General features: G+C 71.1%; 19 protein-coding genes, 1 tRNA gene and 1 pseudogene. 12 read left to right on the top strand and 9 right to left on the bottom strand.

Annotated elements, in window-relative coordinates:
• The first annotated feature begins 227 nt into the window (after window positions 1-227).
• From B7L92_RS13390 to B7L92_RS13360, 7 genes are all read left to right on the top strand, one after another.
• Window positions 228-1,100: a hypothetical protein gene (locus tag B7L92_RS13390; protein ID WP_081237632.1), complete on the top strand. Its 873-nt coding sequence runs from the start codon at window positions 228-230 to the stop codon at window positions 1,098-1,100.
• A 6-nt stretch (window positions 1,101-1,106) separates the two neighbouring features.
• Window positions 1,107-1,177, top strand: a tRNA-Gln gene (locus B7L92_RS13385).
• Window positions 1,178-1,300: 123 nt separating this feature from the next.
• A complete protein-coding gene (gene glmU, locus B7L92_RS13380) occupies window positions 1,301-2,746 on the top strand; it encodes a bifunctional UDP-N-acetylglucosamine diphosphorylase/glucosamine-1-phosphate N-acetyltransferase GlmU (protein WP_081237631.1) in 1,446 nt (481 codons plus the stop codon).
• 136 nt (window positions 2,747-2,882) lie between these two features.
• On the top strand, window positions 2,883-3,863 hold the full coding sequence (locus B7L92_RS13375; protein WP_004987036.1) for a ribose-phosphate diphosphokinase: 981 nt from the start codon (window positions 2,883-2,885) through the stop codon (window positions 3,861-3,863).
• A gap of 250 nt (window positions 3,864-4,113) precedes the next feature.
• Window positions 4,114-4,695, top strand: a complete 582-nt coding sequence (locus B7L92_RS13370) for a 50S ribosomal protein L25/general stress protein Ctc (RefSeq protein WP_081237630.1) — start codon at window positions 4,114-4,116, stop codon at window positions 4,693-4,695.
• Window positions 4,696-4,766: 71 nt separating this feature from the next.
• On the top strand, window positions 4,767-5,369 hold the full coding sequence (gene pth / locus B7L92_RS13365; protein WP_016825909.1) for an aminoacyl-tRNA hydrolase: 603 nt from the start codon (window positions 4,767-4,769) through the stop codon (window positions 5,367-5,369).
• 160 nt (window positions 5,370-5,529) lie between these two features.
• Window positions 5,530-6,018 (top strand): hypothetical protein, encoded by a 489-nt coding sequence (locus tag B7L92_RS13360; protein ID WP_081237629.1) that lies wholly within the window; start codon window positions 5,530-5,532, stop codon window positions 6,016-6,018.
• An 89-nt stretch (window positions 6,019-6,107) separates the two neighbouring features.
• Here the strand turns inward: B7L92_RS13360 and ppc are convergent, their stop codons facing one another.
• On the bottom strand, window positions 6,108-8,840 hold the full coding sequence (ppc, locus tag B7L92_RS13355) for a phosphoenolpyruvate carboxylase (protein WP_081237628.1): 2,733 nt from the start codon (window positions 8,838-8,840) through the stop codon (window positions 6,108-6,110).
• Between the two features lie 292 nt (window positions 8,841-9,132).
• On the opposite strand from ppc, the gene B7L92_RS13350 reads away from it, so the two are divergent.
• Both B7L92_RS13350 and B7L92_RS13345 read left to right on the top strand, forming a co-directional pair.
• On the top strand, window positions 9,133-10,149 hold the full coding sequence (locus B7L92_RS13350) for an acyl-CoA desaturase (RefSeq protein WP_081237627.1): 1,017 nt from the start codon (window positions 9,133-9,135) through the stop codon (window positions 10,147-10,149).
• On the top strand, window positions 10,146-10,823 hold the full coding sequence (locus tag B7L92_RS13345; protein ID WP_026085118.1) for a TetR/AcrR family transcriptional regulator: 678 nt from the start codon (window positions 10,146-10,148) through the stop codon (window positions 10,821-10,823). The genes B7L92_RS13350 and B7L92_RS13345 overlap by 4 nt, the downstream gene beginning before the upstream one ends.
• Here B7L92_RS13345 and B7L92_RS13340 read toward each other — a convergent pair.
• Together B7L92_RS13340 and B7L92_RS13335 are read right to left on the bottom strand one after the other, a co-directional pair.
• Window positions 10,820-11,208: pseudogene (locus tag B7L92_RS13340) on the bottom strand (VOC family protein). The gene B7L92_RS13345 and the pseudogene B7L92_RS13340 overlap by 4 nt on opposite strands.
• A gap of 2 nt (window positions 11,209-11,210) precedes the next feature.
• Window positions 11,211-12,032, bottom strand: coding sequence for a trans-aconitate 2-methyltransferase (locus tag B7L92_RS13335; RefSeq protein WP_081237626.1), 822 nt, complete (start codon window positions 12,030-12,032; stop codon window positions 11,211-11,213).
• Window positions 12,033-12,144: 112 nt separating this feature from the next.
• Between B7L92_RS13335 and tamR the strand changes: the two genes are divergently transcribed.
• Window positions 12,145-12,642, top strand: a complete 498-nt coding sequence (gene tamR, locus B7L92_RS13330) for a MarR family transcriptional regulator TamR (RefSeq protein WP_004987016.1) — start codon at window positions 12,145-12,147, stop codon at window positions 12,640-12,642.
• Here the strand turns inward: tamR and B7L92_RS13325 are convergent.
• Complete coding sequence (locus B7L92_RS13325) at window positions 12,601-13,380, bottom strand: LuxR C-terminal-related transcriptional regulator (protein WP_043494805.1); 780 nt, start codon at window positions 13,378-13,380, stop codon at window positions 12,601-12,603. The genes tamR and B7L92_RS13325 overlap by 42 nt on opposite strands.
• A 294-nt stretch (window positions 13,381-13,674) precedes the next feature.
• Between B7L92_RS13325 and B7L92_RS13320 the strand changes: the two genes are divergently transcribed.
• A complete protein-coding gene (locus B7L92_RS13320) occupies window positions 13,675-14,130 on the top strand; it encodes a GNAT family N-acetyltransferase (protein WP_004987011.1) in 456 nt (151 codons plus the stop codon).
• 137 nt (window positions 14,131-14,267) lie between these two features.
• Here B7L92_RS13320 and galK read toward each other — a convergent pair whose 3' ends face one another.
• Genes galK through galT form a run of 3 tightly spaced genes read right to left on the bottom strand, consistent with a single transcriptional unit; the run spans window position 14,268 to window position 17,511 of the window.
• Complete coding sequence (gene galK / locus B7L92_RS13315) at window positions 14,268-15,440, bottom strand: galactokinase (RefSeq protein WP_081237625.1); 1,173 nt, start codon at window positions 15,438-15,440, stop codon at window positions 14,268-14,270.
• The gene (gene galE, locus B7L92_RS13310; protein ID WP_081237624.1) at window positions 15,437-16,429 is read right to left on the bottom strand and encodes a UDP-glucose 4-epimerase GalE; all 993 of its coding nucleotides are present in this window, start codon (window positions 16,427-16,429) and stop codon (window positions 15,437-15,439) included. The genes galK and galE overlap by 4 nt, the downstream gene beginning before the upstream one ends.
• Window positions 16,426-17,511 (bottom strand): galactose-1-phosphate uridylyltransferase, encoded by a 1,086-nt coding sequence (gene galT, locus B7L92_RS13305; protein ID WP_081237623.1) that lies wholly within the window; start codon window positions 17,509-17,511, stop codon window positions 16,426-16,428. Before galT ends, galE begins: the two co-directional genes overlap by 4 nt.
• Before the next feature lie 175 nt (window positions 17,512-17,686).
• Here galT and B7L92_RS41580 point away from each other — a divergent pair, with 175 nt between their 5' ends.
• The gene (locus B7L92_RS41580; RefSeq protein WP_218030447.1) at window positions 17,687-17,926 is read left to right on the top strand and encodes a hypothetical protein; all 240 of its coding nucleotides are present in this window, start codon (window positions 17,687-17,689) and stop codon (window positions 17,924-17,926) included.
• A 231-nt stretch (window positions 17,927-18,157) separates the two neighbouring features.
• On the opposite strand, the gene B7L92_RS13300 is transcribed toward B7L92_RS41580, so the two are convergent.
• The gene (locus B7L92_RS13300) at window positions 18,158-18,850 is read right to left on the bottom strand and encodes a helix-turn-helix transcriptional regulator (RefSeq protein WP_081237622.1); all 693 of its coding nucleotides are present in this window, start codon (window positions 18,848-18,850) and stop codon (window positions 18,158-18,160) included.
• Window positions 18,851-19,105: 255 nt separating this feature from the next.
• Window positions 19,106-20,913, bottom strand: a 1,808-nt coding sequence (locus B7L92_RS13295) for an outer membrane protein assembly factor BamB family protein (RefSeq protein ID WP_255310932.1), incomplete at its 5' end; no start/stop codon positions are given.

Below are 20,913 nucleotides of genomic sequence, written 5' to 3'. Positions count from 1 at the left end.
GGAAGAGCACGTGACGGCCCGCCCCGGGCCGTCACGTGCTCTTCCCCCGTCGTGGTCATGCCTCCCAGCCTACGGGCGCCCGGCGCCGCTTTTCCGGCGAGTTTCCACCACCGGACCAGACCACACAGGGTGACCGTTCGGATGCGATACGGCCTGAAATCCCTCGAACTGATGAATCGATCACCGTTCGAGGGGGGAAGCAGCCATTCCGCCCGGACGGTATGCCTGTGACACACGCACCCGGCAAGTACGCCGACTTCGAAGGCCTGCGCGAACAGGCGGTGGCACTGCGACGCGCGGGACTGAGCCGCCGCCAGATCCGCGACCGGCTCCACATCGACAACAACGACCTCCTCAACCGCCTGCTGGAGGGCGAACCGGCCCCCGAATGGACGAAGCGCCCGAACGCGAAGGACGACCTACGGGACAAGGCGAGGGAACTGCGCCTCCAGGGCTGGACGTACGACCGGATCCAGGCCGAGCTCGGCTGCTCCAAGAGCTCGATCTCGCTGTGGGTGCGGGACCTGCCGAAGCCCGAGCGACGCGACCCGACGGAGCAGGCGAAGCTGGCGGCTCGGAAGAGATGGGAACACGAGCTGGCGGTCCGCGACGAGAAACGGCAGCGAACCAAGGCGGCCGCCGCGAGCGAGATCGGCACCCTGAGCGCCCGGGAGCTGTTCCTCGCCGGAGTCGCCCTCTACTGGGCCGAGGGAACCAAGGACAAACCTTACGCTCGGCGAGAACGCGTCGCGTTCGTCAACAGTGACCCCGACGTGATCCGCCTCTTCCTCGCCTGGCTCGCCCTACTCGGAGTGGAGCGGGAGCACATCAGGTACCACGTGATGATTCACGAGTCGGCCGATGTCGAAGCCGCCGAGAGCTACTGGGCGGACCTGGTCCGAGCCAACGGGGGCACCTTCGGCAAGACGACACTGAAACGGCACAACCCGAAGACCGTGCGCAAGAACACGGGAAGCGACTACCGCGGGTGCCTCGTCCTCACCGTGCGACAGAGCAGTGACCTGTACCGTCGCATCGAAGGCTGGTGGTACGGCATAGTAGGTGCTGCCTCCGCAGCCGATCCAAAGAATCGGACATAGCGGTAATCCCGGGTCGTCTAAGGGCAAGACGTCAGATTTTGGTTCTGATCATGGGGGTTCGAGTCCTCCCCCGGGAGCATGTGCTGGGTTCGGGTCCTGACTGGTGACATCACCGTCAGGGCCCGCACTCATGCCCCCCTCGAAACCCCCCGGTATCCTGCGGTTGTCCACCCCCACCCAACACAGCCGAAGGGCATCCCGTGAGCGCCAACCGCCCGGCAGCCGTCGTCGTTCTCGCAGCGGGTGAGGGCACCCGTATGAAGTCGGCCACACCGAAGGTCCTGCACGACATCTGTGGCCGTTCCCTGGTGGGCCATGTGCTCGCCGCCGCCGGTGAACTCGAGCCGGAGAACCTGGTCGTCGTCGTGGGGCACGCCCGCGAGCAGGTGACCGCCCACCTCGCCGAGGTCGCCCCCGAGGTCCGCACCGCCGTCCAGGCGCAGCAGAACGGCACCGGTCACGCCGTGCGGATGGGTCTGGAGGAGCTGGGCGGCGCGGTCGACGGGACCGTGGTCGTGGTCTGCGGTGACACTCCGCTGCTGACCGGTGGGACGCTGCGGCGGCTGGCCGCCACGCATGTCGCCGACGGGAACGCGGTGACGGTGCTGACGGCGGAGGTGCCGGACGCGACCGGGTACGGGCGGATCGTGCGGGACGACGGCGGGGCCGTGACCGCGATCGTGGAGCACAAGGACGCGACCGACGAGCAGCGGGTGATCCGGGAGATCAACTCGGGTGTGTTCGCGTTCGACGGGGCGTTGCTGGCGGATGCGTTGAAGCAGGTGCGGACGGACAACAGTCAGGGTGAGGAGTACCTGACGGACGTGCTCGGCATCCTGCGGGAGGCGGGTCACCGGGTGGGTGCGTCGGTGGCGGGTGATCACCGGGAGATCGCGGGGATCAACAACCGGGTGCAGTTGGCCGAGGCGCGGCGGATCCTGAACGACCGGCTGCTGACCGCCGCCATGCTGTCCGGGGTGACGGTGGTGGATCCCGCGACGACGTGGGTGGATGTGGCGGTGACGTTCGAGCAGGACGTGGTGGTGCATCCGGGGACGCAGTTGCACGGGTCGACGCATCTGGCCGAGGGCTGTGAGGTGGGTCCGAACTCGCGGTTGACGGACACGCGTGTGGGGGCCGGTGCCCGGGTGGACAACACGGTGTCCCTGGGTGCGGAGGTGGGTCCCGAGGCGACGGTGGGGCCGTACGCGTATCTGCGTCCGGGGACGCGTCTGGGCCGCAAGGGCAAGATCGGTACGTACGTGGAGACGAAGAACGCGTCGATCGGTGAGGGGACGAAGGTTCCGCACCTGTCGTACGTGGGTGACGCGACGATCGGCGACTTCTCGAACATCGGTGCGGCGAGTGTGTTCGTGAACTATGACGGGGAGCACAAGCACCACACGACCGTCGGCTCGCACTGCAAGACGGGTTCGGACAATATGTTTGTGGCGCCTGTCACGGTCGGGGACGGTGCCTACACGGCTGCCGGTTCGGTGATCACGAAGGACGTGCCGCCCGGTTCGCTGGCCGTGGCCCGTGGTCAGCAGCGGAATATCGAGGGTTGGGTGGCGCGCAAGCGTCCGGGGAGCGCTGCCGCGAAGGCGGCGGAGGAGGCGTCCCGGGGGTCGGCCGAGGAGGGGTGACCGGAAACCGGTGCCCCGGGCACGGCGTACCGTGATAAGTGCACACCTGCACCCCTACCAGCTGTGATGACCTCTCGCTCTGCCGGCGACGGGGTTTCTCGAGACCCAGCTGCGAGACCTCTGAGGAGAAAGTGCTGTGACCGGGATCAAGACGACCGGCGAGAAGAAGATGATGTTCTTCTCCGGGCGCGCCCACCCCGAGCTTGCCGAGGAGGTCGCCCACCAGCTGGGTGTCGGGGTCGTCCCGACGAAGGCCTTCGACTTCGCCAATGGTGAGATCTATGTGCGGTACCAGGAGTCGGCTCGTGGTGCCGACTGTTTCCTGATCCAGAGCCACACTGCTCCGATCAACAAGTGGATCATGGAGCAGTTGATCATGATTGACGCGCTGAAGCGCGCGTCGGCGAGGTCCATCACGGTCATCGTGCCGTTCTACGGTTACGCGCGGCAGGACAAGAAGCACCGGGGTCGTGAACCGATCTCGGCGCGTCTGATCGCGGATCTGATGAAGACGGCGGGTGCCGACCGTCTCCTCACGGTGGACCTGCACACGGACCAGATCCAGGGGTTCTTCGACGGGCCCGTCGACCACCTCTTCGCGCTGCCGCTGCTCGCGGACTACGTGGGGGCGAAGGTGGACCGGGAGAAGCTGACGGTGGTGTCGCCGGACGCGGGTCGTGTGCGGGTGGCGGACCGTTGGTGCGACCGGCTGGGTGCGCCGCTGGCGATCGTGCACAAGCGCCGGGACAAGGACGTGGCGAACCAGGTCACCGTGCACGAGGTGGTCGGTGAGGTGAAGGGCCGCGTGTGCGTGCTGGTGGACGACATGATCGACACCGGTGGCACGATCTGCGCCGCGGCGGACGCGCTGTTCGCGCACGGTGCGGAGGACGTGATCGTGACGGCGACGCACGGTGTGCTGTCGGGTCCGGCGGCGGACCGGCTGAAGAACTCGCGGGTGAGCGAGTTCGTGTTCACGGACACGCTGCCGACGCCGAAGGAGCTGGGCGAGACCCTGGACAAGATCAAGGTGCTGTCGATCGCGCCGACGATCGCGCGTGCGGCGCGTGAGGTGTTCCAGGACGGTTCGGTGACGAGCCTGTTCGACGAGCAGTAATTCGACGATCAGCAAGGGGTCGCGCGGGGCGGTCGGTGCGCTCCGGTGATCGTTTTGGGTACGGCCTCCCGGTCCGAGTAGACTGCTGCAGTTGCTCGGCGAGGGAGGCCGTACCGCTTCTTGCGGGTGGTGCGGTGGTCCGTTATCGACGCGCTCTTCGTAGCAGGCCGTTCGTGGCCGGGTGACCTCCCCCGAGCTCCAAGGGGCAGGGGGTACCCCCAGTCCGTCTTTCTGACTTCGAGGAGTGAACATGGCCGACGTGAAGATCCACGCCGAGACGCGCACCGAGTTCGGCAAGGGTGCCGCCCGCCGTATCCGCCGTGACGGCAAGGTTCCGGGTGTGGTGTACGAGCACGGTCTCGAGCCGCTGCACGTCACGCTGCCGGGTCACGAGCTGCTGCTGGCGCTGCGTACGTCGAACGTGCTGATCGAGCTGCTCATCGACGGCAAGGAGACCCAGCTGGCGATCCCGAAGGCCGTGCAGCGCGACCCGCTGAGGGGCTTCCTGGAGCACGTGGACCTGCTGATGGTGAAGCGCGGCGAGATCGTCCAGGTGGAGATCCCGGTGCAGCCCGAGGGCGAGCTGGCCCCGGGTGGCAACCTGCTGGAGCACGTGCTGCCGGCGCTGCCGGTCGCGGCCGAGGCCACGCGCATCCCGGACTACCTGACGGTGTCCATCGCGGGTCTGGAGGCCGGTGCCTCGGTCCTGGCGAAGGACATCGCGCTCCCCGAGGGCGTGAAGCTGGCCGTGGACGAGGACGCCGTGGTGCTGCAGGTGCTGGCCGCGCAGGCGGAGGAGGCGCCTGAGGGCGAAGAGGGCGAAGAGGCCTGATCCTCTGCCAGTCGTCGTTTCGTCGGCCGCTGTTCCCGTGCGGGGCAGCGGCCGACGCGTATGAAGGAGACATGGACGTGACGACCGATGCGGCGGCTCCCTGGTTGATCGTGGGTCTGGGCAATCCGGGGCCGGAGTACGCGATGAACCGGCACAACGTGGGCTTCATGGTGGCGGATCTGCTGGCGGAGCGGATGGGGGGACGGTTCAAGCGGGCCGGGAAGGCTCAGGCGCAGGTGGTGGAGGGGCGGATCGGGCCGCCGGGGCCGGCGAACCGGCGGGTGGTGCTGGCGAAGCCGATGTCGTACATGAACCTGTCGGGCGGGCCGGTGAACGCGCTGCGGGAGTTCTACAAGGTGCCGGTGGCCCATGTGGTGGCGATCCACGACGAGTTGGACATCGGGTACGGCGTGCTGCGGTTGAAGCTGGGCGGCGGGGACAACGGGCACAACGGGTTGAAGTCGATGACGAAGGCGTTCGGGGCGGACTACCACCGGGTGCGGTTCGGGATCGGTCGTCCGCCGGGGCGGATGCAGGTGGCGGACTTCGTGCTGCGGGACTTCTCGTCGGCGGAGCGCAAGGAGCTGGACTACTTCGTGGACCGGGCGGCGGACGCGGTGGAGTGTCTGGTATCCGAGGGGCTGGAGCGGGCGCAGAGCGCGTACAACTCGTGATCCGCGGAGCGCCTGCGACTCGTGACCCGCGGCCTGCTGATCGCATGCGTCCCGCGGCCTGCTGATCGCATGCGTCCCGCGGTCTGCTGATGAGTACATCTGTTGACTTGTCCCTCACCGGAGTTGACCGGCCGCGAGGTCATGGCCAAGGATCGCCGCCATGCCTTCTGCGGTCCACTCCTCCCGGGGCCCTTCCCCCGTGCTGCGGCTGTGCCGGTTCGCGGCGATGGGCACGGTCGCCGCGCTGATCCTGGTCGCCGGGGTGTGGGCGTCGTGGGGCACGGCGCAGTACGCGATGCTGACCAAGGGGCGCGAGCGCGGCACGGTCGAGGTGAGGCGGTGCGGTGCGCAGACGTGCGCGGGGCCGTACGCGCCGTTGTCGCGGGGGTCGCAGCCGCGGGCGGAGGTCGTGCTGGAGAGATCGGTGGCCGTGGAGGAGGGCGGGACCTACCCGGTGGTGCTGGAGCCGGACGGTGAGCGCGCGGTCCGTTCCGGTCCCGCCGGGATCCTGTACGCGTGGGTTCCGCTGGGCGGGGCGCTGCTGCTGGCGTCGGTGGTGGTGGCGGGTGGGCTGCTGCGGACGCGGGTCGCGTGGGTGCTGGCGTCGTCGGGTGCGGCGCTGCTCACGGCGGCTTTCCTGGTGATCTGAGGCGCGGGCGGCGCGGTGAGCCGCCCGGATGCGGCGGTGCCCCCGAGCCTTCCACCGGCTCGGGGGCACCGCCGTGTCGGGGTGTGCGGTCAGCCGGTGTTGCGCAGGCCGGCCGCGACGCCGTTGACGGTCAGCAGCAGGGCCCGGGAGAGCAGCGGGTCGGGCTGCTCTCCCGCGGCGGCGGCGTCGCGCTGGCGCTTGAGGAGGGCGACCTGGAGGTAGGAGATGGGGTCCAGGTAGGCGTCGCGGATGGCGAAGGTCTGCTTCAGAACCGGGTCGGCGTCCAGGAGTTCCTGCTCGCCGGTGACGCGCAGCACCTCGGCGACGGTCAGTTCGTGCTCGGCCTCGATGGTGTCGAAGACGTGCTTGAGGTGGTCGGGGACGAGGGTGTCGACGTAGTGCCGGGCGATGCGCAGGTCGGTCTTGGCGAGGGTCATCTCGACGTTGGAGATGAAGTTGCGGAAGAAGTGCCACTGCTGGTGCATCTCGTCGAGCACGGTGTCCAGGCCGGCCTCGCGCAGGGCCTTCAGGCCGGATCCGACGCCGAACCAGCCGGGCACGATCTGTCGGGACTGGGTCCAGCCGAACACCCAGGGGATGGCGCGCAGTCCGTCGAGCGAGACGCCCGAGCCGGGGCGACGGGAGGGCCGTGAGCCCAGGTGCAGGTCGGCGAGCTGGTCGACCGGGGTGGAGGCCAGGAAGTACGTCGGCAGGTCGGGGTCCTCGACGAGCCGGCGGTAGGCGGCGTGGGCGGCGTCGGAGACGACGTCCATGGCGGCGTCCCAGCGGGCGAGGGCCTCGACGGACTGGCGGGGCGCGGTGTGCAGGGCGGAGGCCTGGAGGGTGGCGGCGACGGACAGTTCCAGGTTCTCCCGGGCGAGGGCCGGGATGAGGTACTTGTCGGAGATGACCTCGCCCTGTTCGGTGACCTTGATCTCGCCCTCGAGGGTGCCCCAGGGCTGGGCGAGGATGGCGTCGTGGGTGGGGCCGCCGCCGCGGCCGACGGTGCCGCCGCGGCCGTGGAAGAGGCGCAGCCGGACGCCGTAGCGGTGGGCGACGTCGCGCAGGCGGCGCTGGGCGCGGTGGATCTCCCACTGGCTGGTGGTGATGCCGCCGAACTTGGAGGAGTCGGAGTAGCCGAGCATGACCTCCTGGACGTCGCCGCGCAGGGCGACCAGGCGCCGGTAGGAGGGGTCGGCGAGCATGTCCTCGAGGATGGTGTCGGCGGCCTTGAGCTCGTCGGTGGTCTCCAGCAGGGGGACGATGCCGATCTTCGCCCAGCCGGCGTGCAGGTCGACGAGTCCGGCCTCCCTCGCCAGTACGGCGGCGGCGAAGACGTCGTCGGCGCCCTGGCACATGGAGATGATGTAGGACTCGACGACCTCGGGGCCGAAGACCTCCAGGGCGCGCTTGACGGTCTGGAAGACGCCGAGGGTCTTCTCGCCGGCCGCGTCCACGGGGGCCGGGGTGGGGGCCAGTGGCCTGCGGGACCTGAGTTCCTTGGCGAGGAGCTTGGCGCGGTAGTCGCGGGGCATGTCGGCGTAGCGCCAGGATTCCTCGCCGAGCCGGTCGAAGAGCTGGCCGAGGGCGTGGTGGTGGGCGTCGGCGTGTTCGCGGACGTCCATGGTGGCGAGCTGGAGGCCGAAGGCGGCGAGGGTGCGGATGGTGCGGGCGAGGCGGCCGTCGGCGAAGAGGCCGCCGCGGTGTTCGCGCAGGGAGGTCTGGACGATCCGCAGGTCGGCGAGGAGTTCGCCGGTGCCGAGGTAGTCGCGGCCGGGTTCGTGGGGGGTGCCCTTGGCGAGGCGGAGCTTGGTGTTCTCCAGCTTCTGCCGGATGCAGGTGACCTTGAGCCGGTAGGGCTCCTCGGCGTTGAGGCGCTTGTAGCGGGGGCTGATCTCGGGGAGGTGGTCGAGGTCGGCCTGGAGGGAGGTGAGGAGTTCCTCGGTGGCGCCGGTGTAGCGGATGGAGTTGGAGAGGAGGCCGCGCAGTTCGTCGATCATCTCCAGGGCGTCGTTGATGCCGTGTTCGTGCTGGAGGATGAGGACGTCCCAGGTGACCTGGGGGGTGACGTTGGGGTTGCCGTCGCGGTCGCCGCCGATCCAGGTGCCGAAGGTGAGGGGGCGGGTGTCGTCGGGGAGGTGGATGCCGGCGCGTTCCAGTTCGGCGGTGAGGTCCTCGAGGACGTCGCCGACCGCGCCGGCGTGGAGTTCGTCGAGGTAGTAGATGGCGTTGCGGGCCTCGTCGGTGGGTTCGGGGCGGGCCACGCGCAGTTCGTCGGTCTGCCAGACGAGGTCGATGTTCTCGGCGAGCCGGGTGTCGAGGCGGCGCCGGTCGGACTCGATGACGGGGGTGTCGAGGAGGGCGGCGATCCGGCGGAGCTTGTTGAGGACGGAGCGGCGGGCGGCCTCGGTGGGGTGGGCGGTGAAGACGGGGCGGACGTTGAGGTGCCGCACGGTCTCGCGCAGGTGGTCGGGGTCGGCGTCCTTGAGCCGGTCGGCGGTGCGGGCGAGCAGTCCGCCCTCGGCGGCGCGGCGGGCGCGCAGTTCGCGGCCGCGGTGGACCTGTTCGGTGACGTTGGCCAGGTGGAAGTAGGTGGAGAAGGCGCGGACCAGCTTGGCCGCGGTCTGCAGTTCGGTGCCGCGCAGCAGTTCGGCGGCGGCCTCGCCGTCCTCGCGGGTGAGGCGGCGGACCTTCTCGACGAGGTCCAGCAGCTCCGGGCCCTCCTGCCGGACGAGGGTCTCCCCGAGGAGGTCGCCCAGTCGGCGGATGTCGGCGCGCAGTTCGCTGCTCGTCGTCGTGGTCTGGTCGTCGGCACTGCTCACAGGTGCGGCTCCTTGCAGTGTTGAAGCTCGTCTGGGAGGGAACCCGAACGGCGTCTCGCGCGGCGGGAGCCGCTTACGGGCCGGACGTCCGGGAAGAAATCAGAGCGGACCGCGCTGTCCGACCGACTTCCAGGATAGGTGTCGACCCGGACGCGCAGGCCCACGGGCTCTTGCCGCCGGGCGACGCACTGCCATACTTACGTTGCCGTAGGTTACGGGACCGTAGGAAGGACGCACGGTCTCCGTGGCCGGGCACATCACCCTCATCCCACATACCCCACAGGGGACACGTATGACCTCGAGTTCCGATGTGATCGACGAAGAGACGAAGAAGGACCGGTCCGAGGGCGGGGCGCTGCCCTCCGCCACCCTGGGCGGGGAGAGCAAGCGTTCGGTCGAGCAGATCACGCTGCTGCTCTTCATCGCCGTCCCGTTCCTGGCGCTGCTGGCGGCGGTTCCGCTGGCGTGGGGCTGGGGGGTGAGCTGGCTGGACCTCGGTCTGCTGGTCTTCTTCTACTTCCTCGGGTGCCACGGCATCACCATCGGCTTCCACCGCCACTTCACCCACGGCTCGTTCAAGGCCAAGCGGCCGTTGAAGATCGCGCTGGCCGTCGCCGGCTCCATGGCGGTCGAGGGTCCGCTGGTGCGCTGGGTGGCCGATCACCGCAAGCACCACAAGTTCTCCGACGCCGAGGGCGATCCGCATTCGCCGTGGCGGTACGGGGAGACGGTCCCGGCGCTGCTCAAGGGCCTGTGGTGGGCGCACATCGGGTGGATGTTCGACGAGGAGCAGACGCCGCAGGAGAAGTACGCGCCGGATCTGATCAAGGACAGGACGCTGCGGGCGATCTCCCGTCAGTTCGTGCTGTGGACGATCGTGTCGCTGGCGCTGCCGGCGCTGATCGGCGGTCTGGTCACGATGTCGTGGTGGGGCGCGTTCACCGCCTTCTTCTGGGGGTCACTCGTCCGGGTGGCGTTGCTGCACCACGTGACGTGGTCGATCAACTCGATCTGCCATGCGGTCGGCAAGCGCCCGTTCAAGTCGCGGGACCGTTCGGGCAACGTGTGGTGGCTGGCGATCCTGTCCTGCGGCGAGTCCTGGCACAACCTGCACCACGCCGATCCGACCTCGGCGCGGCACGGGGTGGAGCGCGGGCAGCTCGATTCGAGCGCCCGTCTGATCCGCTGGTTCGAGCGGCTGGGCTGGGCGTACGACGTGCGGTGGCCGTCACGCTCGCGTATCGATTCGCGCCGTCATACGGCGGAAGGCGACGCCCGGCGGGGGAAGGAAACCGTGAAGGCGGCATGATGGTCGCCGTGGCGACCGACTCCAGCAGCACCCCGAGCAATGACAAGCCGCGGCGTGTGCGCCGCACCCGGATGACCGGTGCCGAGCGCCGCCAGCAGCTGTTGGAGATCGGCCGCACCCTGTTCGCGGCCAAGGGCTTCGAGGGCACGTCGGTGGAGGAGATCGCGGCGAAGGCCGGGGTCTCCAAGCCGGTGGTGTACGAGCACTTCGGCGGCAAGGAGGGCCTGTACGCGGTGGTGGTGGACCGCGAGATGCGGCGGCTGCTGGACATGGTGACGAGTTCCCTGACGGCGGGGCATCCGCGGGAGCTGTGCGAGCAGGCGGCGTTCGCGCTGCTGGACTACATCGAGGAGTACACGGACGGTTTCCGCATCCTGGTCCGTGACTCCCCCATCCCCCAGTCGACGGGTTCCTTCGCCTCGCTGATCTCGGACATCGCCACCCAGGTGGAGGACATCCTGGGCCGCGAGTTCAAGAGCCGGGGCTTCGACCCCAAGCTGGCGCCGCTGTACGCGCAGGCGCTGGTCGGGATGGTCGCCCTGACCGGTCAGTGGTGGCTGGACGTGCGCAAGCCGAAGAAGGCGGAGGTGGCGGCCCACCTGGTGAACCTGGCCTGGCACGGCCTGGACGGGCTGGAGCAGAAGCCGCGGCTGATCGGGCACCGGAAGTCCTAGGGGGCGTCGTTCGGCTCGTGCCGCGGGGCGCGGGGCTCCAGGAACTCCAGCCGGTTGCCCACCGGGTCCTCGGAGTAGAAGCGTCGGTGGCCCGGAAGATCGTCGTCCCAGGTGACGGGGGCTCCGTGGGCCTTCAGCCGGGCGGCGTACGCGTCGATCCCGGTGACCCTCAGGCCGGGGTGGGCCTTCCGCGCGGGCCGGAAGTCCGGCTCGATCCCCAGGTGGAGCCGCACGGCTCCGGCCCGGAACCAGCAGCCGCCGCGCGCGGCGAGGACCGGCGGCTCGGGGATCTCGGTCATGCCGAGGACGGCGGTGTAGTACCCGCGCAGCCGCTCCTCGGAGCCGGGCGGCGCGGCCGGCTGGCGTGGTCGACGGCGGTGATCACGGTCATGCCTCCTTGACGGCCACGGCGAAGATCCGCCGGAACGGGAACGGGGTGCCGTGCGCCCCGGCCGGATAGGCGGCGCGCAGGGCGGTGCGGTACTCCGCCACGAACTCCTCCCGCGCCTCGGGGTCGTCGGCGAGGGCGGTCAGGACGGGGCGCAGGGCGGTGCCCCCGGCCCAGTCCAGGACGGGGTCCTCGCCCGTCAGCAGGTGGACGTACGTCGTCTCCCACACGTCGGCCGTGCAGCCGAGGCCGGTCAGCCGTTCCAGGTACTCCTCCGGCCGGAGCACGGCCCCGGCGTGGCGCAGGACGCCGTCGAGGCGGGCGCGCCGGTGCGGGGCGGCGGCGAGTTCGCGCAGGAGGGTGTGGCTGGGGGCGTCGAAGTTGCCGGGCACCTGGAAGGCGAGGGTGCCGCCGGGGGCGAGCCCGGCGATCCAGTCGCCGAACCGCTCCGCGTGCCCGGGGACCCACTGGAGGGTGGCGTTGCTGACGATCAGGTCGTACGGCCGGTCCGGTGTCCAGGTGCGGACGTCGGCGTGGGCGAAGTCGAGCCGGCCGCCCCCGGGGGTGGGGCCCTCGTGGTCGGTGCGGGCCGCGTCGAGCATCTCGGGCGAGTTGTCGTAGCCGGTGACGCGGGCGGTGGGCCAGCGGCCGGCGAGCAGGGCGGTGACGTTGCCGGCGCCGCAGCCCAGGTCGGCGATGCGGGGCGGGTCGCCGGGCAGGTCGGGGACGCGGGCGAGGAGGTCGGTGAAGGGCCGGGTGCGGTGGCCGGCGTGGCGCAGGTACTGGGCGGGGTCCCAGGTGGGACCGGTGGCCGCGGGCATGGAGCCTCCCGGTGCTGACGGACTGCGTCCAGCTTCGCCCCCCATTTACCTCGACGTCAAGACACTTCACATCAAGAGACTTCACGTCGACACAACCACTACACTGATCCGCATGGAGGACGAGGTCGATCGGCTGGTCGCAGCGTGGCGCCGGGAGCGCCCGGACCTCGACGTGGAACCGCTCGAGGTGCTCAGCCGGGTGAGCAGACTGGCCCGGCACCTGGACCGGGCGCGCCGGCTCGCCTTCGCCGAGCACCACCTGGAGTCCTGGGAGTTCGACGTCCTGACCGCGCTGCGCCGCGCGGGCACCCCGTACCAGCTCTCGCCCGGCCAGCTCCTCACCCAGACCCTGGTCACCTCGGGCACGATGACCAACCGCATCGACCGCCTCGCCAAGAAAGGGCTGGTGGCGCGGCTGCCCGACCCCAGCGACCGGCGCGGTGTGCTGGTCCGGCTCACGGACGAGGGCCGCGACCGCGCCGACCAGGCGCTGGCCGGGCTGCTGGCCCAGGAGCGGGCCATCCTCGCGGAGCTCTCCCCCGCGCAGCGCGGTGAACTGGCCGGGCTGCTACGCCAGTTGACCGCCCCGTTCGACAACATCCCCGGTTGACGGCCGGTCCAGGTCGACGGGCCCGACGCCCGCCCGGCGGGCGAGGGCGACGGCGGCGAGGGTGGAGTGCACCCCCAGTTTGCCCAGGACGTTCTGCATGTGGGTGCGCACGGTGTGCGGGGACAGGAACAGGCGCTCGGCGACCGCTTTGCGCCCCAGCCCCGCCACCATGCACCGCAGCACTTCCCGCTCCCTCGGGGTCAGGGACTCCACGAGCCGTTCGCTCTCGGTGCGGTGCCTGCGGGCGGCGGTCAGTTCGCGCAGGACGCCGGTGAGCAGCGCGGGCGGCAGGTGCGTCTCGTCCCGCAGCACCCCGCGGATGACGGTGAGCAGCCGGTTCAGCGAGCAGTCCTTGGCCACCCACCCGGAGGCTCCCGCCTGCAGGGCGAGCGCGGCCCGGCGCGGGTCGTCCTTCTCGGCGAGGACGACGATCCGCACCTGGGGCTGCGCCGAGCGCACCCCCGTGACCAGCGACATCCCGTCGACGAGCCCGTCCTCGTCGCCGTCCTGCACCGGCACGGCCGGCCGTCCGCCGGGCACCTTGCCGCCCAGATCGGCGTCGACGAGCAGGACGTCGAACCGCCGCCCCTCGGCGGCCGCCCGCTCCAGGCAGCGCAGCGCGGCCGGGCCGCTGCCCGCCGCGGACACGTCGACGTCCGGCTCTGCGGCCAGGGCCGCGGCCAGTGACTCGGCGAAGATGCGATGGTCGTCGACGACCAGGACTCGGATGCGAACCACGAAACCCCCTTCCCCAAGCTCTCCGTAGAGCAGGGGATTACCCCATCGTCGGAGGACGACACCGGCGCGGGTACGGCGCCGAGGCCCTCGTCACGGACTTTCCTGCTGGACACGGGACGGGTCGCCGCAACCGCACGGCCGCCGCCGCGGGTCGGCCGCCGCCCCGCCTCGGACGCCGTACCCGACTTCTCTCGCCCCCTGAACGGCGCCGGCCCCCACCGGCGCTGTTCATCAGAGTACGGGCGAGGCCCGGGAGCGGAAGGTTATTTGCAGAACTGGCGGGCTTGCGCGTTTATGGTGAGCCGCATGTTTCGTCTTGAGACAGAAGTCGACAAGGCCCGACGTGATCTGCTCCGCAGGCGCCTGAGGGACACCAACACGGCGGCCTCCCCGGTCCTGCGCGCCCTGCGCGGAACGCCGGCCGAACGGGAGTCGGCTTTGCACGTGTGGGCGTCGGGCGCGAACGGTGATCTCGCGGGCGGCCTGGTCGGCCACACCTGGACGACCTGGCTGCACGTGACCTACCTCTGGGTCGACGGACGCCACCGGGGGGCGGGTCTGGGCTCACTCCTGCTGGCGGAGGCGGAGCGCATCGCCTCCGCCGACCGCGGCTGCACCGCCGCCCGCGTGGAGACCTGGGACTTCCAGGCCCCGGAGTTCTACCGGAAGCAGGGCTACGAGGTGGTCTGCGTGATCCCCGACTACCCGCCGGGGATCACGGAGTACACGCTGACGAAGCGGCTGGGCTGAGCGGGGCGGCCGGAGCCGGTCCAGTGCCCCGGGGGGCGATGCCGACGCCGTGCGGCGCCCCGAAGCCGCGGGGACCGGTGGACGTCCTCACGGAGAGGGACGCGCCGTCGCCGGTCCCCGCGGCGGGCCGGGAGGGCTCAGCGCAGCCGTCGCGCCCCCGCAGACGGGACCGCCTCGAAGGTGCGGGGGGCCCGGAAGCCGGCCGCCGCGAAGGCCTCCTCCACCGCCTTGGTGATCACCGGGACGTCGGCCTCCTCGGCGAGCACGACGGCCGAGCCGCCGAAGCCGCCGCCGGTCATGCGGGCGCCCAGCGCACCCGCGCCCAGCGCCGTGTCGACGACCAGGTCGAGTTCGGGGCAGGAGACGCGGAAGTCGTCGCGCAGGGAGGCGTGGCCCTCGGCCAGGACGGGGCCGATGGCCCGGGTGTCGCCCGCCTCCAGGAACGCGACGACCCGTTCGACCCGCTCGTCCTCCGTGATCACGTGCCGGACCAGGCGGCGGACCTCCTCCTCGTCGCCCAGCCGCGCCAGCGCCGCCTCCAGCTCCGCGTACGGCACGTCCCTGAGCGCGTCGACGCCCAGCAGGGCCGCGCCCTTCTCGCAGCCGGCGCGGCGCTTGCCGTACTCGCCCTCGCTGTGGCTGTGCTCGACCCGGGTGTCGACGACCAGCAGGCGCATGCCCTCGGCGGCCAGGTCGAAGGGGATCTGCCGCTGGGAGAGGTCGCGGGTGTCGAGAAACAGGGCGTGGCCCTCTTCGCAGCAGGCCGAGGCCGTCTGGTCCATGATGCCGACGGGGGCGCCGACGTAGACGTTCTCCGCGCGCTGGCACAGCCGGGCCAGCTGCCAGCCGCGCAGGCCCAGGCCGAACAGGTCGTTCAGCGCGAGCGCCACGACCACCTCCAGGGCGGCCGACGACGACAGGCCCGCGCCCGCCGGGACCGTCGAGGCGAGGTGGACGTCCGCGCCGGTCACCGCGTGGCCGGCCTCGCGCAGGGCCCACACCACGCCCGCCGGGTAGGCGGTCCACCGCCTGTCGGACCCGGGCGCGAGGGCGTCCACCGCCAGCTCCGCCACCGGGTCGTCGACGTCGGCCGAGTGCAGGCGCAGGACGCCGTCGTCGCGGCGCGCGACCGCGGCGACGGCGGTGTGCGGCAGGGCGAACGGCATGACGAAGCCGTCGTTGTAGTCGGTGTGCTCGCCGATGAGGTTGACCCGGCCCGGTGCCGCCCACACCCCGTCCGGTGCGGCACCGTACAGCCGCTCGAACCGTTCGGCGACGGACCGTGCGGCGGCCTCGCTGGACTCGCTCATGCTCTGGCTCCCTGCCCCTTCGTCGTGCTCTCGGCGCGCTGCCGCGCGAACTGCCACGCGTCGGCGACGATCCCCGCGAGGTCCGTGCGCGACGGGTTCCAGCCCAGCTTCTCGTGGGCCGCGGCGGCCGACGCCACCAGGACCGCGGGGTCGCCGCCCCGGCGGGGGGCCACGACCTCGGGGATCGGGTGGCCGGTGACCTTGCGGACCGTCTCGATCACCTCGCGGACGGAGAAGCCGTTGCCGTTGCCGAGGTTGCAGATCAGGTGCTCGCCGGGCTCGGCGGCCCGCAGGGCCAGCAGATGGGCCTCGGCCAGGTCGGCGACGTGGATGTAGTCGCGTACGCAGGTGCCGTCCGGTGTCGGGTAGTCGTCGCCGTAGACGGAGATCGCCTCCCGCCTCCCCTGTGCCACCTGCAGCACGAGCGGGATCAGGTGCGACTCGGGGTCGTGGCGCTCGCCGTGCTGCCCGTACGCGCCGGCCACGTTGAAGTAGCGCAGGGAGACCGCGCCCAGCCCGTGCGCCGCCGCCTCACCGGTGATCATGTGGTCGACGGCGAGCTTCGAGGCCCCGTACGGGTTCGTGGGCCGGGTCGGGGCGGACTCCGTGATCGGGACCTGCTCCGGTTCGCCGTAGGTCGCCGCCGTGGAGGAGAACACCAGTCGGCGCACGCCCGCCGCGCGCATGGCCGCCAGCAGCGCCATGGTGCCGCCGACGTTGTTGTCCCAGTACTTCTCCGGCTTCACGACCGACTCGCCGACCTGCGAGAACGCGGCGAAGTGCAGGACGCCGTCGTAGGAGGAGTCCAGCCACTGGGCGGCCTCGCGGATGTCGCCCTCGACGAAGGAGGCTCCCGCGGGAACACCCTCGCGGAAGCCGGTGGAGAGGTTGTCGAGCACGACCACCTCGTGACCGGCCTCCAGCAGATGCTGGGCGACGACACCGCCGACGTAACCGGCACCGCCCGTCACCAGGTATTTCCCGCTCATGAGCTCGCTACCTCCCGCAGTCGCTCGGCCGCACGCTCCGGCGGCACGTCGTTGATGAACACATCCATACCGGACTCGGACCCCGCGAGGAACTTCAGCTTGCCGGTGGCGCGGCGGATGGTGAAAAGCTCGAGGTGGAGGGCGAAGTCGTCGCGCGTGACGCCGTCGAACTCCTCCAGCGGGCCGAACGGCGCCTGGTGCCAGGCCGCGATGTACGGCGTCGGCGGCTCCCCCGCGCCCTCCTTCCCCCCGTCCCGCCCGTCGAAGATCCGGTCGAAGCGCCTCAGCAGTTCCAGGTACACCCCGGGGAACTCCGCGCGCGCCGCCTCGTCGAGCCCGAGCAGGTCGGGCACCCGGCGCCTCGGGTACAGGTGGACCTCGTAGGGCCAGTGCGCCGCGTACGGCACGAAGGCGGCCCAGTGTTCCCCCTCCAGGACGACCCGTTCCCCGGAGAGTTCCCGCTCCAGCACGGCGTCGAAGAGGTTCTCCCCGCCGGTCGCCTCCTTGTGCGCGGCCACGTGACGCAGCATCAGGGCGGTCCGGGGGGTGGTGAAGGGGTAGGCGTAGATCTGTCCGTGCGGGTGCTGGAGGGTGACGCCGATCTCGGCGCCCCGGTTCTCGAAGCAGAACACCTGCTCGACGGAGGGCAGGTGGGACAGCTCGGACGTCCGGTCCGTCCACGCCTCCAGGACCAGCCGTGCCTGTCGTTCGCTCAGGTCGGCGAAGGAGGCGTCGTGGTCGGAGGTGAAGCAGACGACCTCGCACCGGCCCGAGTCCCCGGCCAGCGAGGGGAACCGGTTCTCGAAGACGACCACGTCGTACGACGCGTCGGGGATCTCGCTCAGCCGCTCGCCCCGGGAGGGGCACAGGGGGCACTGGTCGGCCGGCGGGTGGTAGGTGCGGCCCTGGCGGTGCGAGGCGACGGCTACCCGGTCGCCCAGCAGCGGGTCACGGCGGACCTCGGACGAGGTGACGGTGGCGTCCAACGGGCGGCGGTCGACCGCCTCACGCACGACGTCGTCACTCAGGTCGTAGTAGATGAGCTCGCGACCGTCGGCCAGTCGGGTCGAGGTCTTCTTCACGCCGGACGCTCCATTCGGGCCGCTCACCGCGGCACGTCACACACCGCTCCACATTCTTCCAACAGAACCCAACATACCAAAACACAACCCATCAGGACCATCGCTCATCACCATCAAACAAAAAACATCAACAGAAGCGTTCGACGACTGAACGCGGAGGAGCGGGTTCCGCCAGATGTCGGTTCGCGCACCGAAGCGCGAACACGTGCAGACCCGCACAAATCGCACGCCCCCATCCTCTCGGCGGCCGAACGACGAGGCCGAGGAGGGCGCCGACCTCAACCTGGGGGCCGGGCCGGGGACGCCGCTCCGGGGCCTGCTGTTCCCGCTGTGGCTGAGGCTGGGGCCGACGGCCCCGCCGCCGGGCGAGACCGGACGAGATCGGGCGAGACCGGACGAGAAACGGGAGGAGTGAACCGGCGTCACCCGGTGGCCCGGCGCCGACGCCGACGCGGGCGGGAAGCGCGACCCGGCACCGACGAGGTGCCGCCGTGCCCGTCCGTGCCGCTCCCGGGGGTTCCTCCCGGGCCCTCGGGGCACCGGGGAGGCCACACGTGCCCGCGGGTATGCGGCGGCCGCCCCGGCTCCGCCCCCCGACGCACCGCAGGCATCGCCCCCGCACCCGAGCCCGCACGGCCCCGCCGGGTCAGTCCTCCGCGGGCATCAATCCCCGTACCGCCCCCGCCCGGTCCAGCAGCCCCGTCCGTGCCGCCAGCGCCGCCGCCTCCAGCCGCGACCCCACGCCCAGTTTCATCAGGACCCGCTGCACATGCGTCCGCGCCGTCGACGGGGCGATGCCCATGCCCGCCGCGATCAGCCGGGTGTCCTCACCGTCGGCCACCCGCACCAGCACCTCCACCTCCCTCGGCGTCAGCATCCGCAACAGCCGCTGCCCCTCGTCGTCCGGCTGCGCCGCCGGGTTCAGCAGCTCGCCGAACGCCCCCTGCAGCAACTGCGGCGCCACCGCCGCCTCCCCCGCCCGCGCCTTCATGATCGCCCGCTCGACGCCCTCGATGCGCTCGTCGTGCCGCACGTATCCCGACGCCCCCGCCGCGAACGCCGCCGCGATCCCGCGCGGGCTCGGCACCGGCCCCAGCACCAGTACCGCCACCTGCGGCCGTTCCCGCTTGATCTTCACCACCGGGTCGAAGATCCCCGGCTCCGCCGGCGTCGCCGTCCCCAGCAGGCACACCTCCGGCGCCCGGCTGATCACCAGGTCCGCCGCCCCCGCCGCCGGCGCCGTCGCGGCCAGCACCCGGTGCCCCCGCAGCTTCAACGCCGAGGCCAGCGCCTCCGCGAGCAATCGGTGGTCGTCGACCACCATCAGCCGCACTCCCATCGAACAACCAACCCCCCATACCGCGCACACCCCCGCGCGCCGTCACCCCGCCCGGACCCTCCGGTGGATCCCCGTGGATGCCCCCGGAAGCTACACGCTTGTTCGACGTTGCGCTCCCCCTACCGGCGAGAATCGCCCCGGATCGCCGAAATTCTCGCGTTCGGTGGCGATGAGCACGTGATGAGCGGTACGCGCACGGCTCCGCCCCCGATCGGGGACGGAGCCGTGGAAGCGGACCGGACGGGCGACCGGGGATCAGCCCGTGCCGAAGGCGATCACCAGGTACGTCTTCTCCGAGGTCGAGAAGTCACTGGCGTACACGCCCGACATGTACAGCCTCCCCTGCGTGAACAGGATCTCGGCGCTGTCCGGCAGCATCCGCGTCTCCACGTCCCGCACGGACTCCGTGGCCGGGTTCTCCATCAGCGTCGTCTGCTCGAAGGAACCCCCGTCGATGCTGACGATCTGCCCGCCCTTGTCGTACGGTGGACGCTTGTACGCCAGGATGTCGCCGCCGTCCATCCGCAGCGGGACGATCTCGTAGCCGTCCCCCGCGTCGGCGCGCTGACCGGTCTTCTTGCCGGTTCCCAGGTCGAAGGCCACGACCTCGTTGGTCCGGCTGTACTTGCCGGTGCTCTCGTGCTCCTCGGTCGCGATGTACAGCCGGTCGTTGCCGACCGCCAGTCCGCTGCACTTCTCGATCTTGGTGATGGTCTCGCAGCGGGCTCCGTACTCCTCGCCCGGCGCGGAGATGCGCGTGCGCAGCTTGCCGGTCCTGTTGTCGATGGAGAAGAAGTCGGAGATGCCGCTGCCGTCCCCCGCGGAGTCGCCGACGTCGGCCGCCACGACGAGCGGGTCGGTGGAGACGATGCCGGCGTAGTCGATGCCCTCGTCCATCTTGTACTCGCTGATCACCGTCCCGGACTTCGGGTCGACGGTCTGGATGTGCAGCTGGCGCTGCCCGTACGAACCGCACTTGCGCACCGCGACCAGTTTCTCGCCGCCGCCGTACCCTGCGTCGTAGCAGGTGTCGGACGTCTTGGGGGCCCACAGCTGCTTGCCGGAGCCGATCTCCCAGGCGGCGCCTCCGCTGGTGCTGCCCGCGGCGACGGTGCCCCCGCTGAGGGTGACGTTGTTGAAGCTGATCGGCATGGTGCCGGTCTTGGCGGTCTTGGACCACAGCTCCTTGCCCGCCTCCAGGTCGATCACCCCGACCTGCGTGCACCGCTGGGGGTCGGTCTTGGTCGGCATGGCCGGCTTGTAGACGATCGCCGTCCTGTTGTCCTCGGTGACGTGACCGCTGGCCTCGCACACCGGACCGGGCAGGTCGATCGTCCACTGCTCGGTGCCCTTGTCGCGGTCGTAGCCGACGATCTCGGCGATGCCGCTCTTGGCGTACACCGTGTCGGTCACCCAGGAGCCCGAGGTGGCGATGGTCGTGCTGCCCTTGGGGACCTCGGGCGCCGGGACCTGGAAGAGGACCTTGGAGCCGGGGTCGGCCGGGGCCTTCTCCTCGCCGCCAGCGGTGGTGCCGCCCTCGCCGCCGTTCTTGGTGTCCTGGCCGCCGGTGCCGCCGGAGTCCGCGGAGGTGTTCTTGTCGTTGTCCTTGCCGGAGGAGGCGTACCAGACGCCACCGCCGATGATCAGGGCGATGGCCACGACCGCGGCGACGATGATGGCCAGCTGCGCGTTGGGCTTCCGCCCGCCACCGCCCGGCTGCGTCTGCTGCTGCATCGGCACGGTCGCCTGCGGATAGCCGTACCCGGGCTGCCCGTACGGCCCCGGCTGCTGCGGCTGCCCGTACGGCCCCGGTTGCTGCGGCTGCCCGTACGGCCCCGGCTGCTGCCCGGGGTAGCCGTACCCGGCCGGAGGCTGCTGCCCCGGGTAGCCGTACCCGGGCTGCGGGGCGGCCGGCGGGGGTGTCGGCGGGGCGGCCGGAGGCGACTGCGGGGTCTGCGGGTACCCGTATCCGGGCTCGGGAGCCTTGGTGAGATCGGGTCCGCCCGGAGCGGGCGGCTGCTGCGGGGGCTGGGCGGGCGGCTGCGGCGGGCCGAAGCCCGGCT

The organism is Streptomyces viridosporus (assembly GCF_002078235.1).
Classification (GTDB): domain Bacteria; phylum Actinomycetota; class Actinomycetes; order Streptomycetales; family Streptomycetaceae; genus Streptomyces; species Streptomyces viridosporus.
The sequence above is the reverse complement of the archived record's forward strand: the minus strand, read 5'-3'. Positions and strand labels throughout refer to the sequence as shown.

Bases quoted from the DNA above. Each gene is read 5' to 3' on its own strand.
- B7L92_RS13370 (WP_081237630.1), top strand. From the start codon at position 4,114: ATGGCCGACGTGAAGATCCACGCCGAGACGCGCACCGAGTTCGGCAAG.
- pth (WP_016825909.1), top strand. From the start codon at position 4,767: ATGGACGTGACGACCGATGCGGCGGCTCCCTGGTTGATCGTGGGTCTG.
- B7L92_RS13360 (WP_081237629.1), top strand. From the start codon at position 5,530: ATGCCTTCTGCGGTCCACTCCTCCCGGGGCCCTTCCCCCGTGCTGCGG.
- B7L92_RS13350 (WP_081237627.1), top strand. From the start codon at position 9,133: ATGACCTCGAGTTCCGATGTGATCGACGAAGAGACGAAGAAGGACCGG.
- B7L92_RS13345 (WP_026085118.1), top strand. From the start codon at position 10,146: ATGATGGTCGCCGTGGCGACCGACTCCAGCAGCACCCCGAGCAATGAC.
- B7L92_RS13335 (WP_081237626.1), bottom strand. From the start codon at position 12,032: ATGCCCGCGGCCACCGGTCCCACCTGGGACCCCGCCCAGTACCTGCGC.
- tamR (WP_004987016.1), top strand. From the start codon at position 12,145: ATGGAGGACGAGGTCGATCGGCTGGTCGCAGCGTGGCGCCGGGAGCGC.
- B7L92_RS13320 (WP_004987011.1), top strand. From the start codon at position 13,675: ATGGTGAGCCGCATGTTTCGTCTTGAGACAGAAGTCGACAAGGCCCGA.
- galK (WP_081237625.1), bottom strand. From the start codon at position 15,440: ATGAGCGAGTCCAGCGAGGCCGCCGCACGGTCCGTCGCCGAACGGTTC.
- galE (WP_081237624.1), bottom strand. From the start codon at position 16,429: ATGAGCGGGAAATACCTGGTGACGGGCGGTGCCGGTTACGTCGGCGGT.
- B7L92_RS41580 (WP_218030447.1), top strand. From the start codon at position 17,687: ATGTCGGTTCGCGCACCGAAGCGCGAACACGTGCAGACCCGCACAAAT.
- B7L92_RS13300 (WP_081237622.1), bottom strand. From the start codon at position 18,850: ATGGGAGTGCGGCTGATGGTGGTCGACGACCACCGATTGCTCGCGGAG.